This window comes from Rhizobium sp. GR12, assembly GCF_036596185.1.
GTDB lineage: Bacteria > Pseudomonadota > Alphaproteobacteria > Rhizobiales > Rhizobiaceae > Agrobacterium > Agrobacterium nepotum.
In genome coordinates, this window is sequence record NZ_JASXTH010000001.1 from 48,603 (window position 1) to 65,567 (window position 16,965).

16 protein-coding genes are annotated in these 16,965 nt (G+C 60.4%); 2 read left to right on the forward strand and 14 right to left on the reverse strand.

All coding sequences use genetic code 11. The features are described 5' to 3' along the window. Positions 1 to 100: 100 nt before the first annotated feature. The gene (locus QSK43_RS00230; protein ID WP_332301894.1) at positions 101 to 2,425 is read right to left on the reverse strand and encodes a Tex family protein; all 2,325 of its coding nucleotides are present in this window, start codon (positions 2,423 to 2,425) and stop codon (positions 101 to 103) included. 201 nt (positions 2,426 to 2,626) lie between these two features. Here QSK43_RS00230 and purD point away from each other — a divergent pair, with 201 nt between their 5' ends. Together purD and QSK43_RS00240 are read left to right on the forward strand one after the other, a co-directional pair. Continuing rightward, positions 2,627 to 3,898 (forward strand): phosphoribosylamine--glycine ligase, encoded by a 1,272-nt coding sequence (purD, locus tag QSK43_RS00235; protein ID WP_332301895.1) that lies wholly within the window; start codon positions 2,627 to 2,629, stop codon positions 3,896 to 3,898. Between the two features lie 155 nt (positions 3,899 to 4,053). Further along, entirely contained in the window at positions 4,054 to 4,566 is a 513-nt protein-coding gene (locus tag QSK43_RS00240; RefSeq protein ID WP_332301896.1) for a plant virulence effector HPE1-like domain-containing protein, read from the forward strand. A gap of 181 nt (positions 4,567 to 4,747) precedes the next feature. On the opposite strand, the gene QSK43_RS00245 is transcribed toward QSK43_RS00240, so the two are convergent. The 13 genes from QSK43_RS00245 to QSK43_RS00305 form a co-directional block, all read right to left on the reverse strand. Continuing rightward, entirely contained in the window at positions 4,748 to 5,233 is a 486-nt protein-coding gene (locus tag QSK43_RS00245) for a DUF523 domain-containing protein (protein ID WP_332301897.1), read from the reverse strand. Next, positions 5,233 to 5,547: a helix-turn-helix domain-containing transcriptional regulator gene (locus QSK43_RS00250; protein WP_332301898.1), complete on the reverse strand. Its 315-nt coding sequence runs from the start codon at positions 5,545 to 5,547 to the stop codon at positions 5,233 to 5,235. The genes QSK43_RS00245 and QSK43_RS00250 overlap by 1 nt, the downstream gene beginning before the upstream one ends. Before the next feature lies 1 nt (position 5,548). Then, positions 5,549 to 5,893, reverse strand: a complete 345-nt coding sequence (locus tag QSK43_RS00255; RefSeq protein ID WP_442967760.1) for a type II toxin-antitoxin system RelE/ParE family toxin — start codon at positions 5,891 to 5,893, stop codon at positions 5,549 to 5,551. A 41-nt stretch (positions 5,894 to 5,934) separates the two neighbouring features. Next, positions 5,935 to 8,088 carry a glycine--tRNA ligase subunit beta gene (gene glyS, locus QSK43_RS00260; protein WP_332301899.1) on the reverse strand — a complete coding sequence of 718 codons (2,154 nt, stop codon included), beginning with the start codon at positions 8,086 to 8,088 and terminating at the stop codon, positions 5,935 to 5,937. A gap of 98 nt (positions 8,089 to 8,186) precedes the next feature. Next, complete coding sequence (locus QSK43_RS00265; protein ID WP_332301900.1) at positions 8,187 to 10,124, reverse strand: DUF2207 domain-containing protein; 1,938 nt, start codon at positions 10,122 to 10,124, stop codon at positions 8,187 to 8,189. A gap of 22 nt (positions 10,125 to 10,146) precedes the next feature. After that, complete coding sequence (locus QSK43_RS00270; protein ID WP_332301901.1) at positions 10,147 to 11,424, reverse strand: 3-phosphoshikimate 1-carboxyvinyltransferase; 1,278 nt, start codon at positions 11,422 to 11,424, stop codon at positions 10,147 to 10,149. A gap of 84 nt (positions 11,425 to 11,508) precedes the next feature. Next, entirely contained in the window at positions 11,509 to 12,060 is a 552-nt protein-coding gene (locus QSK43_RS00275; RefSeq protein WP_332301902.1) for a LemA family protein, read from the reverse strand. Positions 12,061 to 12,181: 121 nt separating this feature from the next. Continuing rightward, positions 12,182 to 12,565, reverse strand: a complete 384-nt coding sequence (locus QSK43_RS00280; protein ID WP_332301903.1) for a hypothetical protein — start codon at positions 12,563 to 12,565, stop codon at positions 12,182 to 12,184. Positions 12,566 to 12,672: 107 nt separating this feature from the next. Further along, a complete protein-coding gene (locus tag QSK43_RS00285) occupies positions 12,673 to 13,635 on the reverse strand; it encodes a glycine--tRNA ligase subunit alpha (RefSeq protein ID WP_045021933.1) in 963 nt (320 codons plus the stop codon). Between the two features lie 117 nt (positions 13,636 to 13,752). Continuing rightward, a complete protein-coding gene (locus tag QSK43_RS00290; protein ID WP_332301904.1) occupies positions 13,753 to 14,736 on the reverse strand; it encodes an acyltransferase family protein in 984 nt (327 codons plus the stop codon). Positions 14,737 to 14,955: 219 nt separating this feature from the next. Continuing rightward, positions 14,956 to 15,150 (reverse strand): NfeD family protein, encoded by a 195-nt coding sequence (locus QSK43_RS00295; protein ID WP_004432742.1) that lies wholly within the window; start codon positions 15,148 to 15,150, stop codon positions 14,956 to 14,958. A gap of 20 nt (positions 15,151 to 15,170) precedes the next feature. Continuing rightward, positions 15,171 to 16,037, reverse strand: a complete 867-nt coding sequence (locus QSK43_RS00300) for a S49 family peptidase (protein ID WP_045021935.1) — start codon at positions 16,035 to 16,037, stop codon at positions 15,171 to 15,173. A gap of 126 nt (positions 16,038 to 16,163) precedes the next feature. Further along, a complete protein-coding gene (locus QSK43_RS00305) occupies positions 16,164 to 16,964 on the reverse strand; it encodes a tRNA1(Val) (adenine(37)-N6)-methyltransferase (RefSeq protein WP_332301905.1) in 801 nt (266 codons plus the stop codon). Position 16,965: the final 1 nt, after the last annotated feature.

A 16,965-nucleotide genomic window follows, 5' to 3' on the forward strand; every position in this document is an offset into this window, starting at 1 on the left:
AGATAGCCTCATTTCAAAAAAATTGAACGATTTCATCAAACAAAAATGCCCTGCCGAGGTTCTCGGCAGGGCTTTTCCATAAAATTATTTCAACCTGAGGTCAGCGTCGCTTCATCGCTTCGGCCAGAGCAGCGGCGAGAGCGCCACCGGATTGCGACCCCTCGTTGTGTCCCTGCGGTTTGGAATTCGCATGGCGCATGGCGCTCGCATTGCCTTTTTCCCGCATCGGCTGGGGTGCCGCCTCGCCGCCGTCCTTGCGCATGGTGAGAGCGATGCGCTTGCGCTTCACGTCCACCTCCACGACTCGCACCTTGACGACATCGCCCGCTTTCACGACCTCATGCGGGTCTTTCACGAAACGGTCGGCCAGTTGCGACACATGCACAAGCCCGTCCTGATGCACGCCGATATCCACGAAAGCCCCGAAGGCGGCCACATTGGTGACGGTGCCTTCCAGCAGCATGCCCGGCTTTAGATCGGTGATTTCGTCCACTCCGTCGGCAAAAGTCGCCGTCTTGAAGCTCGGGCGCGGGTCGCGGCCGGGTTTTTCCAGCTCGGCTATGATGTCCTTGACGGTCGGCAGGCCGAATTTCTCGTCGATGAAGCGCTTCGGGTCGAGAGCTTTCAGCGTAGCGCTGTCACCCATCAGCGTACGCAGGTCGCGGCCGCAGGCGGCGACGATCTTTTTCGCCACGCCATAGGCTTCCGGGTGCACGGAAGACGAATCCAGCGGCTCCTTGCCGTTCGTGATGCGCAAGAAGCCCGCGCATTGCTCGAAGGTGCGTTGGCCCAGGCGCGGCACTTTCAGCAGGTCCTTGCGACTGGCGAAGGGACCGGTCTGGTCACGATGGGCGACGATGGCATCGGCAATCGACGCGCCGAGGCCGGAAACCCGCGCCAGAAGCGGCGGCGAGGCCGTGTTGAGATCGACGCCGACGGCATTTACCGCATCTTCCACGACAGCATCGAGCGAACGGCTGAGGCGGCCCTGATCGACATCATGCTGGTACTGGCCGACGCCGATGGATTTCGGCTCGATCTTCACCAGTTCCGCCAGCGGGTCCTGAAGACGGCGCGCAATGGAAACGGCTCCGCGCAACGAAACGTCGAGATTGGGGAATTCTGCCGCCGCCCGTTCCGAAGCGGAATAGACCGACGCGCCCGCCTCCGAAACGATGACCTTGGTCGGCTTTGCGCCGGAAGCCGAAGCGGGCATCTGCGCCAGAAGATCGGCGACCAGCTTTTCCGTCTCGCGACTACCGGTGCCGTTGCCGATGGCGATCAGTTCGACATTGTGCTTGCGGATGAGCAAGGCCAGCTCAGCCTGCGCGCCGCGCACGTCGTTCCTCGGCTGGAAAGGATAGACCGTGGAAGTATCGAGCAGCTTGCCGGTGCCATCCACCACGGCCACCTTGACGCCGGTGCGGATGCCTGGATCAAGCCCCATGGTTGAGCGCGAGCCGGCAGGTGCGGCCAGCAGCAGGTCCTTGAGGTTGCGGGCAAAGACGTTGATCGCCTCTTCTTCCGCCCGCTCGCGCAATTCACGCATGAGATCGAGCGACAGGGACATGGAGAGCTTCACCCGCCAGGTCCAGCCCGCCACGTCCATCAGCCATTGATCGGCCGGGCCGGCATTGCGGATATCGAAGGCGGCAGCGACGGAGCGCTGCGCGGGCTTGATCGGAGACGGGTCATCCGCATCGACATCGATGGTCAATGTCAGCACTTCCTCGTTCCAGCCGCGCAGCATGGCCAGCGCCCGGTGACCCGGTACCGTCGACCAACGCTCGAAATGATCGAAATAGTCTGAGAATTTTTCACCCGCCGCCTGCTTGCCGTCCACCACCTTGGCGCGGAACGTCGCGTTCTGACGCATGTAATCGCGCAGGCGGCCGAGAAGATCGGCGTTTTCCGTCATGGTTTCCGCCACGATGTCGCGCGCGCCCTCGAGCGCCGCCTTCACGTCAGCCACCTCGCCCTGAACATAGGCTTCGCCAAGCTTTGCCGGGTCGGCTGCGCGGTTCGCCCAGATCGCCTCGGCAAGGGGACCAAGACCGCGCTCGCGGGCGATTTCCGCGCGGGTGCGGCGCTTCGGCTTGTAGGGCAGATAGAGATCTTCCAGCTCCGCCTTGGTGGCGGTCTGCATGATCTTGACCATCAGAGCGTCCGTCATCTTGCCCTGACCGGTAATGGTTTCGACGATGGAAGCACGACGCGCATTGAATTCACGCAGATAAACGAGGCGTTCCGCCAGCGTTCGAAGCTGGGTATCATCCAGCCCTCCCGTCGCCTCCTTGCGGTAACGGGCGATGAAGGGCACGGTCGCTCCCTCATCCAGCAACGCCACTGCCGCCTTCACCTGATCGGCGCGGGCGTTGATTTCGGAGGCGATGAGCGTGGCGAGGCGGGCATTATCTGCGGTCATGAGGTTCTCTGATGTCACATCTGGAGCGGCGAACATAATGTCTGATTGTGGCGTGACAACAAGAGGCAGCAACGATTCCACAGGAAAGGCTGAGTTCAAGGGAAAGACGGACATTTGCGGCGCTTTCTCCTTGACCTTTCGCCCCCCTGCCCTTAACGCCCGACAAACAAGGTTACAGGCGAGATTGCAGGGATATTGACCATGAAAGTTCTGTTGATCGGTTCCGGCGGACGCGAACATGCACTGGCGTGGAAAATCGCCCAGTCTCCCCTGCTCGAAGAATTTTACGCCGCACCCGGCAATCCCGGCATCGCCGACCATGCGACGCTGGTGTCGCTGAACGTCGAAGACCACGCGGCCGTCATCGCCTTTGCAAAGGAGAAGGCGATCGACTTCGTCGTCATCGGCCCGGAAGCACCGCTGGTCGCGGGTCTGGCAGATGATCTGCGCGCAGCCGGCATCGCCACCTTCGGCCCTTCGAAAGCTGCCGCCCAGCTTGAAGGCTCCAAGGGGTTCACCAAGGATCTCTGCGCCCGTTACGATATTCCGACCGGCGCTTACCAGCGTTTCAAGACCGCCGAACCGGCCAAGCAATATGTCCGCGAACAGGGCGCGCCCATCGTCATCAAGGCGGACGGGCTTGCCGCCGGCAAGGGCGTGACCGTCGCGATGACAGAGACGGAAGCGCTTGCCGCCATCGACGAATGTTTCGACGGCGCTTTTGGCTCTGCCGGAGCCGAAGTGGTGGTCGAGGCCTTTCTTGATGGCGAGGAGGCGAGCTTCTTCTGCCTTTCGGACGGCAAGACAGCGCTGGCGCTCGCCACCGCGCAGGACCACAAGCGTGTGGGCGACGGCGACACCGGCCCGAACACCGGCGGCATGGGCGCCTATTCCCCCGCCCCGGTGATGACGGCAGCCATGGTGGAGCGCACCATGAAGGAGATCATCGAACCGACGATTTCAGGCATGGCGAAAGACGGCAATCCCTTCTCCGGCGTGTTTTTCGCCGGCCTGATGATCACCGCGAAAGGCCCCGAGCTGATCGAATACAATGTGCGTTTCGGCGATCCGGAATGCCAAGTACTGATGATGCGGCTGAAAAGCGATCTTCTGCCGATCCTCTACGCCACGGCCACCGGCACGCTGGACAAGGTGGAAGCCGAATGGCGCGACGATGCGGCGCTGACCGTCGTTCTCGCCTCCAAAGGTTATCCCGGCGCCTACGACAAGAACACACCGATCGCACATATTCCCGATGCCCGCGAAGAGGCGAAGGTCTTCCACGCCGGAACGGCGCTGAAGGACGGCAGGCTGGTGGCGACGGGCGGCCGTGTGCTGAACGTTACCGCCTTCGGGAAGAATGTGACGGAAGCGCAGGCGCGCGCCTATGCGCTGACGGATAAGGTTGAATGGGAAAACGGTTTCTGCCGCCGCGATATCGGCTGGCAGGCCGTGGCGCGTGAAAAGGCCTGACATCTAGGGCAAATAGCGTTCGGAGCGCGTACTTCGTTCAATTTTTACCAAGTTTGCTGACCTGATGGAAACGAAAGACCGATAATATTTGCCGAACATTGAATGGCGCATCGTATCTCAATCGAGAGACTGCGCCGTCATTCGGGGGTTTTTCGATGCGTCGTCTTCTTCTGACAGCGATAGTCGCACTGGCCGGCGGGTCGGCGATGGCGTCTTCCATCGAATATATAAACGGTGCGCATACCGGCAACGGCAGCTTCGTTCGTCTCGATTGCGCCGGTTGCCAGCCCGTGAAGGACAAGACCACCCCACAGGGCTATGCCATCCCCTCCATCGAGCCGGGTACACAGCACACGGAAATGCGCGAAGTCGAGGGCAAGCGCGCGCTGGTGCGCACCGAGGCCTGGCTTGGCGGCGCGCCCGTCACCTTCGTCAGCACCAATCCCGCATGGATGCCGGAAGAGATCCCCGGCACCGCAATTGCGACCTATGATGAGGGCGAGGCCGTAGCGCATCCCGACGAAACGGCTTCGACGCCCGCCGGCATCGACGTGACGACGACCACGGCGGCCGTCAAGGAAATCTCCGCGGACAAAGCCGCGGCACCGGCAAGCGCCTCGGTAATTGCCGCGCCCAAATTCCCGGACTTCAAATTACGCGGCAACTGAGCCGCTGCCCCCGCGACTTTTTTGATGACAAAAGTCAGATAATCGCGCAATCGCTGCATTTTACGCGGGTGCGCGCCAACCATCCGGTGAATATTAAATTCTTCGTCCGTTATTCTGTCAGGTAAGCTCATAGAGCTACGGTTATCCGTACAGCGCCGGGAGGAACTCCGGCGCTTTTCTTTTAACGTGTCAGAGCATCCAGGCGATCGATATCGGCAGGTGAAAATACGGCGATACCGGCTTTTTCGAGCAGCGCCGCCGTCACGCCATTGCCCACATGTTTGACGCCGGAAAACGAACCGTCATAGATCGCGACCGAGCCGCAGGACGGGCTGCCGTCGATCAGGAGCGCGTGTGTGCAGCCATTGGCCTCTGCAAGGGCCAGCGCCTTTTCAGCACCGACAATAAACTCCGCTGTGACATCGCCGCCGGTTGCTTCCATGACACGGGCACGGCCTTCCAGCACATCGAGACCGGACGCGCCCTTCTCGATTTCCGCCGGCGGGCGCGGCACAGGCATACCGCCCGCCATTTCCGGACAGATCGTCACCAGCCTGCCCTCCTGCCGCCAGCGGTCTATCGCCGGGTGGATGAGAGGTTTGCCCTTACCGTCATATCTGACGGGCTGGCCGAGAAGACAGGCGCTGATGAGGATCTTGCCGACCATCACGCCGCTGCGACAGCCAGGTGAATGCCGGAACTCTTCTGAAGCACATGAATGACATTGAACAGATTGTCGGCACGGGGATTGCCCTTGGGACCGAACATGCGCATCAGGCTTTTGGCGGGCACATCCACCTGTTCGGACAATGTCTCGAAACCGATCGTGGCATTGATGAAATCTCGCAACACCGCCTTGCCGGTTTCGACATCCCCCTCCAGCAGCAGTTCCACCGCATCCGACAAAAGAGCGGCGCGGAAGGCAGGATCGTTTTCCACCCGCGCCTTGACCGTCTGTTTGAATTCCCGCGTTAGCGCCATGTCAATCACCCGTCTCGACACCCTTTCGGGCGCCCTTTCTGGATTTGTAATCCTGCCAGAAGGTCTTGGCCGCCTCGATATCGTTCTGCTGTCGCACCTTGGTTCCGCCAATCAGCAGGATCACCAATTCATCGCCATCGCGACCGAAATAGACGCGATATCCGGGGCCGTAATCGATCCGGTATTCGAGAACACCGGAGCCAACGGATTTCACATTGGAAACATTGCCCTGCCCCATTCGGGTCACGGCCATCGTCACCTTCGACGCTGCACGTGCATCGATTTTCGCGAACCATCGCCCGAATGGGCTCGATCCGTTCCGGTCCAGATATTCAACGACCTTCATGGCAAAATGGTAACATAAACATTACCATTGGCAACTGTATCTTATCCGGTGATCTTCGAGAAATCCGCAACCGTGCCGGTGACTTCTCGAATGGCTTTCAGCAGCGCCAGACGGTTGGCGCGGATGGCCGCATCCTCGTCGTTGACGAGCACATCCTCGAAGAACCTGTCGACCGGGGCGCGAAGCGTCGAAAGCGCCTGCATGGCGGAGCGGAAATCTTCTGCCTCAACCGCCTTGGCGGCATCGGCAGAAGCCGTCTTGATCGCCGCGTAAAGCGCTTTTTCGGCGTCGAGCTTCAGCAGTTCTCCCGAAACGCTGTTCGCCACCACAGTGCCCTTCTTTTCCTCGGCGGCCAGAAGCTGGGTGGCGCGCTTGGTGCCTGCCAGAAGGTTCTTGCCATCCTCACCGGTGATGAAGGCGGTGAGCGCCTCGACGCGGCGGGCGATCATCAGCAGATCATCGGATTCCGGTGTCAGAACGGCGTCGATCAGATCGTAACGGGCGCCGAGATCGCGCAGATAGACTTTCAGGCGATCGTGGAAGAAGGAGATAAGATCCGGGTCCTTCACGACGCTTAGAAGCGGCAGACGCACATTCCGCTCGAGCTGGATGCGTACCACGCCCAACGCCGCACGGCGCAGCGCAAACGGGTCCTTCGAACCGGTCGGCTTTTCATCGATGGCCCAGAAGCCGACGAGCGTATCGAGCTTATCCGCCAGGGCAACGGTGATGGCGACCTTGTCGGCCGGCAGGCGGTCGGAGGGGCCCTGCGGCTTGTAATGATCTTCGATGGCAGCCGCGACGCTTTCGTTTTCGCCCTGCAAAGCCGCATATTTACGGCCCATCAAGCCCTGAAGCTCGGGGAATTCGCCGACGGCTTCGGTGCGCAGGTCGGCTTTCGCCAGTACCACAGCGCGGTCCACCAGATCAGCATCGGCACCGACGACCGGAGCCAACGCCTTCGCCAGTTCGCGAATGCGGCTCACGCGCTCACCCTGCGTGCCGAGTTTGGCATGGAAGGTCACGTTCAGCGCATCGAGTTTGGCCATGCGCTGGTCGAGTGGCTTTTTGAGATCGAGGCCGAATTTCGCAGCCGATTCCTTCAGCGTTTCCAGATCGGGCAGATCGCCCTGGTCGCGGTTCCAGAAATGTCGGGCATCCGACAAGCGGGCGCGCACGACCTTGCCGTTGCCATGGATGATTTCCTTGCCACCGTCGCTGGCCTCGATGTTCGAGATCAGGATGAAGCGGTTGGAAAGCCCCTCTTCCGCACCCTGATTGCGAGTGACGAAACACTTCTGGTTGGTCTTGATGGTCAGCCGGATGATTTCCGCCGGGATTTGCAGATAATCTTCCTCGAAGGCGCCCATCAGCACCTGCGGCCATTCGACGAGGCCCGAGACTTCTTCCAGCAGGCCTTCGTCTTCCACCAGGTCGAGACCGTTGGCGAATGCCAGGTCCTTGGCATCGTGCAGGATGATATCCTTGCGGCGGTCGGCATCGAGGATGACCTTCGCCTTTTCAAGGCTCGACACGTAATCTTCGAAACGGCGCACGGTGATCGGGCCGGGTGCATGGAAACGGTGGCCATAGGTGATGTTGCCGGCAACGATGCCGTCGATCACGAAGGGAATGACCTGCGTTTCATCATGTTCGGGGCCGAACAGGCAGACGATGGATTGCAGCGGACGCACCCAGCGCAGGCTCTCCGAGCCCTTGCCTTCGATGCCGGCATAGCTCGAACCTTTCGGCATGGAGGCCGGGCCGGAGCGCATGGATTTCGGCCAGGGGAAGGATCGGATGATGCCGGGCATCACTTCCGCGATGATTTCTTCCGCCGGACGGCCGGGTTTGTTGATGATGGCGACGTAAAAATCGCCCTTCTTCGGATCGGAAACGACCTGAGCCTGCGAAATATCATCGAGACCGGCACCGCGCAAAAAGCCCTCGATGGCCTTTTCGTTCGCGTCGGTGCGCGGTCCCTTCTTTTCCTCACGCACATCGGCGGAGCGAGCGTTGAGGCCGCGAATGTCCAGCGTCAGGCGGCGCGGCGTCCAATATTCACGCGCACCCTCGTAGGTCAGCCCTCTCTCCACCAAAGCGTCGGTGACGAGTTTCTTCAGATCGCCCGCCGCCTTGCGCTGCATGCGGGCGGGGATTTCCTCGGAGCGAAGTTCAAGCAGAAGATCGGGCATGGGATAAGGACTTTAATCTGTTGCAAAAGAGTGTCGCGGACTTAGCAAGACCAGCGGCAAAAGTCACCAGCTATCCGTTAAATTACCGCTGGCGGGCGTTACCAGCCGCCGCCGCCGCCGCCACCGCCGCCAGAGCCTGAAAATCCGCCGCCACCACCGCCTGAAAAGCTCGAGCCGGAGGAACTGACGGGCTGCGGAATGGTGGAGGCGATGGTGCTCGCCATCGCCGAAGAAAACCCGCCGATCCTGTCGCCAAAGCTGCCGTAATTGCTGCCCGCATACCAGCCGGGCGCATAGCTTGCCGCGACGGCACCGGCGGCGGCTGTGGCAAGCCAGGTCTCAAAAGTGCTGCTCCAGGGTTTTTCCACGCCGAGCGCCACCGCATAGGGCAGCAATTTCTCGAAATGCTGCGGCGACATGGCGGGCGCGCCCGCCGTGTTCATCCGGTCTTTTTCCGCCAGCGTCAGATAGGTTCTGAGCCCCTCGATGCCATCCATCAGCTTGCGGCCGAGCGGCGTCGGTGCGCCCATCAGGAACAGGAAAAGCGCGTTGGTGAGCACGATGCCGCCGATGGCCGCCAGCGCCAGCGATTTCGTATCATGCGTCACATCCAGCAGGATTTGCGTGGCGATGCCGCCGATGACCGAGAACGCAACGAAACCGGCGAAGGCCAGCATGACGATGCCGCCGATGCGTTTCCTCAACGGTGCGCCGCGCGAGAATTGCCGGCCGATGCCGATCGACAGGATGCTGAAGAAGAAGGCGAAAAAGCCGAAGACCAGAACGGCGGCAATGGCGTTTTCATCGAGATCACCGAACACCAGCGTCGCGACGATGATGGCGATGCTGAGGAAGACGCCGAACACCGTGTAACCGGCATTGCCGCGATAATATTTGCCGCGATGCTCTTTCTCTATCGCCGCGCGGAACTGTTTGCCGACCTTTTCGACTTCCGCACCATGTGCCTTGTCGATGGTCAGCGTCTTGCCCGGACCGCCAATGGAGGAGAGCAGCGTCTTCTGCCCGGTCGGCAGATCGGCAGCGGTTTCCTTTTCCGTGCGGCGGATGACGATGGCGCTCTTCAAATCCTCCAGAACGACATATCCCTTTACCGCGAGATCAAGTGCTGTAGCGGAGAGCGCTGTCCAGCCCGCGCCGGAAAAACCGCGGTTATCAACGTAGTTGACCAGAGCCGGAGAAAGACCCTCCGGCGCATCCCAGCGCGGCACCACCACGCCTTTGGCCGGATCTCGGCCCATGGCGAACCATGCCCTCAGATAATACAGCAAAATGGCGAAAAGCCCGCCGCCCGAAAGCAGGATGGCCAGATTGTCGCGCAGCCACCAGCCCGCCTCCTGCGAAGTGTCAGGCGCGGCGATTGCGCCCTTCGGCAGCTTGACGGCAACCGTCATGCCTTCGCCCACCGAAAACGGACGGGTGGAGGCGAAGAATACCTCGTTGCCTTCGTTCAGGACCCGCGCATCCTTGCCTTTTGCGCCATAAGCGCCGGTAAAGACGGCCGTTTCGGTTGCCTTCACGCCTTCCGGTAAAACCACGGTCGCGGAAATTTCGCCCATCGGAAACTGCCAGCCATTGCCGGTGACATTCCAGGTGAGTTCGTCATAATCGCTGAAATAACGGATCTGCCGGGCGGTGGTGTAGGTGATCTGGAAGATATGCTCGCCGGTCGGCAGAAAACGGTCGGCGCTGCCGGTATAGATGCGGATGCCGCCATCGACACTTTCGGTGCGCCAGTCTTCCGCCGCGCCGTCCCGCTCCACCGAGACGATGTTGAAATCCACCTTGGTGCGGCGGTCATTCGCATCCAGCGCATAAAGCGGGAAATCGCGGAAGATACCACGCTTGATGTTCTGGCCTTCGGCGCGGGCGGTGATGGTTTCCGTCACCGCCAGCTTGCCGTCCGTCGCCACTTCCACGACGGAATGGTAGGAACGGATAAACTCTTCCGCAAAGGCCGGAAAGGCCGCGCCCAAGAAGACGAGCAGCGCGAGAAGTCTTGCGGCGATGGTCTTCACGGGCGGTTTCCTCCAGCCAGTTTCAATGCTGCGGCTCGGCAGCGCTTTCCTTTTCGGTGTAGTTGACGCCGAGCGAAGCGAGCGCCTTCCAGTAGTCCGGATAGGTCTTGGCAACGCAGGCCGGGTTCTGAATGGCGATGCCGCCGATCTTCAGCGCCGCGAGCGCAAAGCTCATGGCGATGCGGTGATCGGCAAAGGTATCGATGGAGGCATTGACCGTCTGGCCCGCCAGTGCCGGATCGGCATGCACGATCAGGTCGTCGCCTTCCTCATGCGCCAGACCGTCACGGATTTCATTGAGGCCGAGCGAGACGGCGCGGATGCGGTCGCATTCCTTGACGCGCAGATTGGCGATGCCGACGAAACGCACCGGCGTCTCGTTGAAGGCGGCCAGAACCGCAATGGTCGGAATGGCGTCCTGCATCTGGGAACCGTCGATTTCAGCGGGCAGATGCGGAAACTGCGCCATGACCTCATAGGCCTTGGCATCCGGCTGGGTGAACCTGTCGGCGGGCGTGCCGATATCGATAGCACCGCCGGTCAGAAGCTCCGCACCCCAGAGGTAGGTGGCGGCGGAGGCGTCCGGTTCGATGTGGAAATCTGTCGCCGTGTAGCCGGTCGGATGCACGCGCCAGATGGCGTTGCTGACCCGCTCCACCCTGGCGCCAAAGGCTTCCATGGCTGATGTGGTGAGATCGATATAACCCTTGGCGCCGATTTCCTCGCCCTTGAGGATGATGTCCACCGGTTTGTCGCCGCAGGCGGCGGCCATCAAAAGTGCGGACACATACTGGCTGGAAAGGTTGGCGTCGATGGTGACGCTGCCCTTCGGGAAACCTGTGCCCTTGCCGCAGACGGTAACGGGCGGGCAGCCGGTCGGCGCATCCGCCTCGACACCGAGCGAACGCAGCGCTTCCACCAGCGGCATGATCGGGCGTTTGCGCATGTGCTCGTCGCCATCGATGATGACGGCACCGTCCACGAGAGCGGCAGCCGCCGTGAGGAACCGCGTCGCCGTGCCGGCATTGCCGAGGAAAAGCGGCTTTTCCGGTTGCTGCAATACGCCAGTACCCTCCACCACAAAGGTCGTGGCGTCCGGCTCGGTTACCTTCACGCCCATGGCGCGCAGGGCTTCGGCCATATAAAGCGTATCATCGCTTTTCAGCGCGCCGGTCAGACGGCTTTTGCCCTTGGCGAGACCAGCGAGGAGAAGCGCGCGGTTGGTGATGGATTTGGAGCCGGGCGGCTCGACCTTACCGGAGAGCGGGTGGCCGGGCGGAGTTATGGTCAGTTCGATCATGATCGTCGTCTTGTCAAAGAATGCGGCGGAGAGCCGGACTATTGGAATTTGAGCGGGAGGGTTCTGACCCCGGTGACAGCCGTATCAGAATTTCACGGTCGGCACGGCGCGGTCGGCCGGGTTGTCGATCTCGAAATAGGGCGCCTTGGCAAAACCGAACTGGCCGGCGACCAGATTGGAGGGGAAGCTTTCCACCTTGACGTTCAGATCGCGCGCGGCGCCATTGTAATAACGGCGGGACATCTGGAGTTCGCCTTCAATGGTTTCCAGCGAGCGCTGCAATTCCAGAAAGTTCGTGTTGGCCTTGAGATCGGGATAGGCTTCGGCGAGCGCAAAGAGTTTGCCAAGCGCCTGCGACAGCATGCCTTCCGCCTGGGCGCGACCTTCGACATCCCCTGCCGGCACGGCCTGCGCCCGGTTACGCATGGCAATCACCTCCTCGAAGGTGCTTTTTTCATGCGCCGCGTAACCCTTCACGGTCTCGATGAGGTTGGGGATGAGATCGGCGCGGCGTTTCAGCTGCACGTCGATGCCCGACCACGCCTCTTCCTTCATCTGCCGCGCCTTGACGAGGCCGTTATAGATGAGGACGACATAGAGCGCGATTGCCGCGATGATTGCCAGCGTGATGAACATGAATTGCGATTCCCAGCTTCGTTGCACGCAACGATAGCCGCTCATCGCCACAAAGTCATGAGGCTTCGGTCATTCTCTGCGTTTTTGCCAGAAGAGACACGCTGCGGGAAGCAAACATCCGTTATTTATAGAAGACGGTACAATACAATTTCAGGCCGGATACCTTGCGTACGAACAGAGTATAGGAGGCAAGTCTGTAGCCGCGTTCGGCCCAATACTCCTTGTTTCCTTCCAGATGATTCCAGCCGTCTATAACCCAGTCGAGCATTTTCGTATTGCGCGTGTAGTGCATGCGGACGAGCGCGCTACCCACATCGAGAGAGCGCTGGCCGCTGTCCTTGCACTCCATGCGGGTGACGATCATTCCGAACGAACGCAACTTGTCGGCGCGGGCAAAGGCATCCTTGCCGCTCATCCATTCAGTCGTTTCGGCAGCCGCAGCATTGCCGAGGAGACATCCGAGTGTAAATGCGAATAAAAAACAAAAATTTCTAATATTACTCATGCTTAAATCCATCGCTATATTCGGCATACCAATCACACAAAATAAAAGGCCGTCAAGAACGGCCTTTCAAATTCACCAAAACTTTTGACGAGAGCTTGCCGTTGAAATCAGGCGGCCCTGTTCCAGTTCAGCCCGCCTGCATCCGTCAGCAGGAAGGCTTCGCCGCAGGCTTTCGCCAGCGTGCGCACACGCAGGATGTAGCTCTGGCGTTCCGTCACCGAGATCACGCCGCGCGCATCCAGAAGGTTGAAGACATGGCTTGCCTTGATGCACTGGTCATAGGCCGGGAACACGCATTTATGCAGGCGCTGGTTGGCGTCGTCGCCCGGCGCACCGGCGGCGAGAAGCGCCTGGCATTCCTTTTCCGCATCGATGAAATGGCGATGCAGCATGCCGGTATCGGCAAATTCGAAGTTGTGGCGGGAATATTCCTGCTCCGCCTGAAGGAAGACGTCGCCATAGGAAATCTTCTCTTCGCCCTCGCGGCCGTTGAAGTTCAGGTCGTAGACATTGTCGACGCCCTGAACATACATGGCCAGACGTTCCAAACCATAGGTCAGTTCGCCGGCGACCGGCGAGCATTCGATGCCGCAGACCTGCTGGAAGTAGGTGAATTGCGACACTTCCATGCCATCGCACCAGCATTCCCAGCCGAGACCCCAGGCGCCCAGCGTCGGGCTTTCCCAGTCGTCTTCGACGAAGCGCACGTCATGCAGCAGCGGATCGAGACCGATCGCCTTCAGCGAACCGAGATAGAGTTCCTGAAGATTGGAAGGGTTAGGCTTCAGAATGACCTGATATTGGTAATAATGCTGGAGCCGGTTGGGGTTTTCCCCGTAACGACCATCGGAAGGGCGGCGCGACGGCTGCACATAGGCGGCCTTCCACGGCCGTGGCCCGAGTGCGCGCAGCGTCGTCGCCGGATGAAACGTACCCGCGCCCACTTCCATATCATAGGGCTGCAACACCGCGCAGCCCTTGTCGGCCCAGTAATTGTGCAGCGTCAGGATAAGCGCCTGGAAGGAACGCTTGGGGTTCATATGGTCTGGAATATCGGTCATTGCAGTCATCGCGGCGTTAGGAGGACAAGTAAGCACTGACTTACTTTGGATGCGGACTGGTGCCACGGCATGGCGAAGGGGTCAAGGATTTATGCGCACCGGCCCGTCCTGACCGGCGCTTCTGCCTCAGCCGGCCACCCGGCTTGACCTGGCACCGCCGCCGCCCGCCTGTCCGAGTTTCCTGAACAGTTTTACAAGCGGCTTTTCGAAGAGGAGGTGCGCACCTATCGACACGACCAAAGCAACGATCACGATCACCGCGCCTGCCATCAGGCCGGGTTGAATGATTTTATGGACGATGGAAATCACCAGCCCGTGCAAAAGATAAAGGGCATAGGAGGCATCGCCGACGATCTCGAACGGTTTCAGTAATCGCACCGGCCACGCTCCGGCTTTTTCGATCCATAGGCATCCTGCAACAAGCAAAAAGGCCGGCACGCCCCAGTTCAGGATCCGCAACAGGCCAAATTGCTCGCCGATGACAGCCGCCAGCGCAAAACCCGCAAGGGCCACACCAAGCGCCGCCGCGCCATGGCGAAATCCGACGGAAACGAAGCGGGAAAGCAGAAGGCCGGCAAGAAACTCCAGCAAGAGCGGCGATGTCCAGATCTGCATCAACGGGGATTGCCAATCCACAACCTGCCCCGACAGAGCCATGACGGACAGGACGGCGACCGTAACCGCGATCGGCGCGCGCACGGCCAGACCAACCGTGAAGACCAGATAAAATAACATTTCCATATTGAGCGTCCAGCCCACGATCACCAGCGGCGCCACTTCGCCCGCCTCATTGGCGTAGGGGATGAACAGCAGCGATTTCCACAGCTGCTCGACCGTGAAACTGAACGTGGAAAAGACACCAGCCATCGCGCCGAGGCACATGACAAGCGTAACGGCCCAGTACAAAGGCGCGATGCGCAGAAGGCGATGGTATAAAAACTGGCCGGGTGGCGCCTTGTCGGCGACCATTCCCATAATCAGGCCGGAAATGATGAAAAATACATCCACGCCTGCGGCGCCGATGGTGAATGACGGTCCGACAATATGGAAAAACAACACGGACAGCGCCGCCAGAGCCCGCAGAAACTGGATGGAATGAACCTTTTGCAACGATGCCCCCGCGCAGCCGGCTGCACGAGGGCCACAACCGGAACCGGTTCAAGTAGACATCATGCAGCGCTTTCAAATATCACTGCGCGTTACTTGCATATTTCCATGGAAGACGCCCGAACAAACTATTGCCCGTCAGGAAAAGCTGATGACTGGGTTAACGCCATATCAGTGATGCCATGTGCAAGACGGAGCTGCCAAAGCACCATCAGAGGTCGATCACGCCTCGTCCTCGCGCTTCACGCGGTATTCACCGGTTTCAGGATCCTTGATCAGCGTGCCGATCGCGCCGGTCTCGCGTTCCTTCTCGCGCTGTTTCGATTTCGCGGAGAGCTTTTCGGCATCACGAACGAAACGGCGGTAGAGGATGACGGATCCCACCACCAGAAGAATGATTGTAATAAGCTGCGCCATAAGGCCCTATTCCCGCGACATCACAGACCGAAACGCGACCACAATGCCTTTTCTTCGGCGACCTCTGCAAGCCCCGATACGGCGCCTGCTGCGAGCCGTTCGGCATTGAGACCGAGCGCCGCATTCACGCCCGGCACTTTTTTGCCGAACAGCGAGCGCCCGCCGGTGACGAGCTGAAGCCTGACCTTTGTCCCGTAGCGGCGACGCAGGACGTCTCTCATGTCGCCCAAACCGTCGATCAGGCCGAGGTCCAGACCGCGCATGCCGGTCCAGAACAGGCCGGAGAAGATCGTCTCATCGCCCTTTAGCTTCGCGCCACGGCGCATCTTGACCATATCGATGAAAACATTGTGGATTTCGACCTGAAGCGACTTCAGGTAATCGATATCGCCTTCCTTTTCCGGCTGGAAGGGATCGAGGATGACCTTGTTCTCGCCGGCGGTATAGACGCGGCGTTCCACCCCAAGCTTCTTCAGCATTTCCGGAAAACCGAAACCGCCCGAGACGACGCCGATCGAACCGACGATGGAGGTCGGGTCGGCGATGATCTCGTCGCCGGCAAGCGCTATCATGTAGCCGCCAGAGGCCGCCACATCCTCCACGAAGATCAGGACCTTCTTGTCCTTTTCCTCGGCGAGCTGGCGAATGCGATTATAGATCATCCGTGCCTGCACAGGCGAACCACCGGGAGAATTCACGGAAATGGCAACGGCCGGCGCATCCTTGATGGCGAAGGCCTTTTCCAGCAGAGGCGCATAGGAGGCGAGATTGAGAGCCGGACGAAACTGGTTGCCACCCGCCATAATGGCGCCGTGCATCCGCACGACCGGAATGACGAGTTCTTTTTTGCGGAAACGTTTCGGTACCAGATACTTCAGAAAACCCACAACTCAATCCTCACAAGCAATTGCATGTTCGTCACGGATGCCCCCTACGTCGGGAACCACCGTACGTCAGGGATGTATGTATCGCCCGGGAAAACACAATGGCTTGCGACCGGCGTCACGGCGAATTTATAGGCCGGACCTGATTGCCTTCACATTACGGCGATAGGCGACGCGGCCATTGCTCAGATCATCGACGAAGGGCGTGAAAGCGTGGCTGCCGGCCTCGTGCATGACAAGCGGCGTCCGAAATGACAGCCGCGCGCGCGAACCCTTGATCCCGGTGACGAGCATACGCACCGCATCCTCGCCCGGTCGCGGATGGATGAGCGTGATCTCTATGCCGCCGAAACGGCTACCGCATGCAGCCAGGATTTCCGCCACCGATTGCGGCCGTGAAATCAGGGAAAGCTGCCCGCCCGGAACCGTGATCGCGCCTGCGGTCCTGATCCAGTCCTCGAACAGACCGTCCGTCATGGCGTGGGCCTCGGCCTTCAGCGCGTCAGGCGTGCGGCGGTCGCCCGCATCATTATAGGGCGGGTTCATGATGACGTGGTGAAAATGCCCGTCCGGCAAACCGGCCCCGACACGGGCCTTGCCACGCAGGGTCACATCGGCCTCGCGCACGCTGACACGCGCGGAAAAAGCGGCGTTTTCCGGCAATGCCAGGCTGCGGCGGGCAAATTCCACCATTTCCGGCGAGCGCTCGAACAGGGTTATTTCAGCCTTTTCGAGCCGGGCTGCAACCGCGATGCCGGCCGCACCCGCGCCAGCACCGAGATCGGCAATGCGGCTGGCGCGCTCGTCCGCCACCAGCGAGGCCAGAAGCATGGCGTCCATGCCGGCCCGGTGCCCCCTGCCCTTGGGCTGGATGATGTGAAACCGGCCCCGGTGAAACGCATCCAGAGTTTCCGAAATATCGCCGCCCACG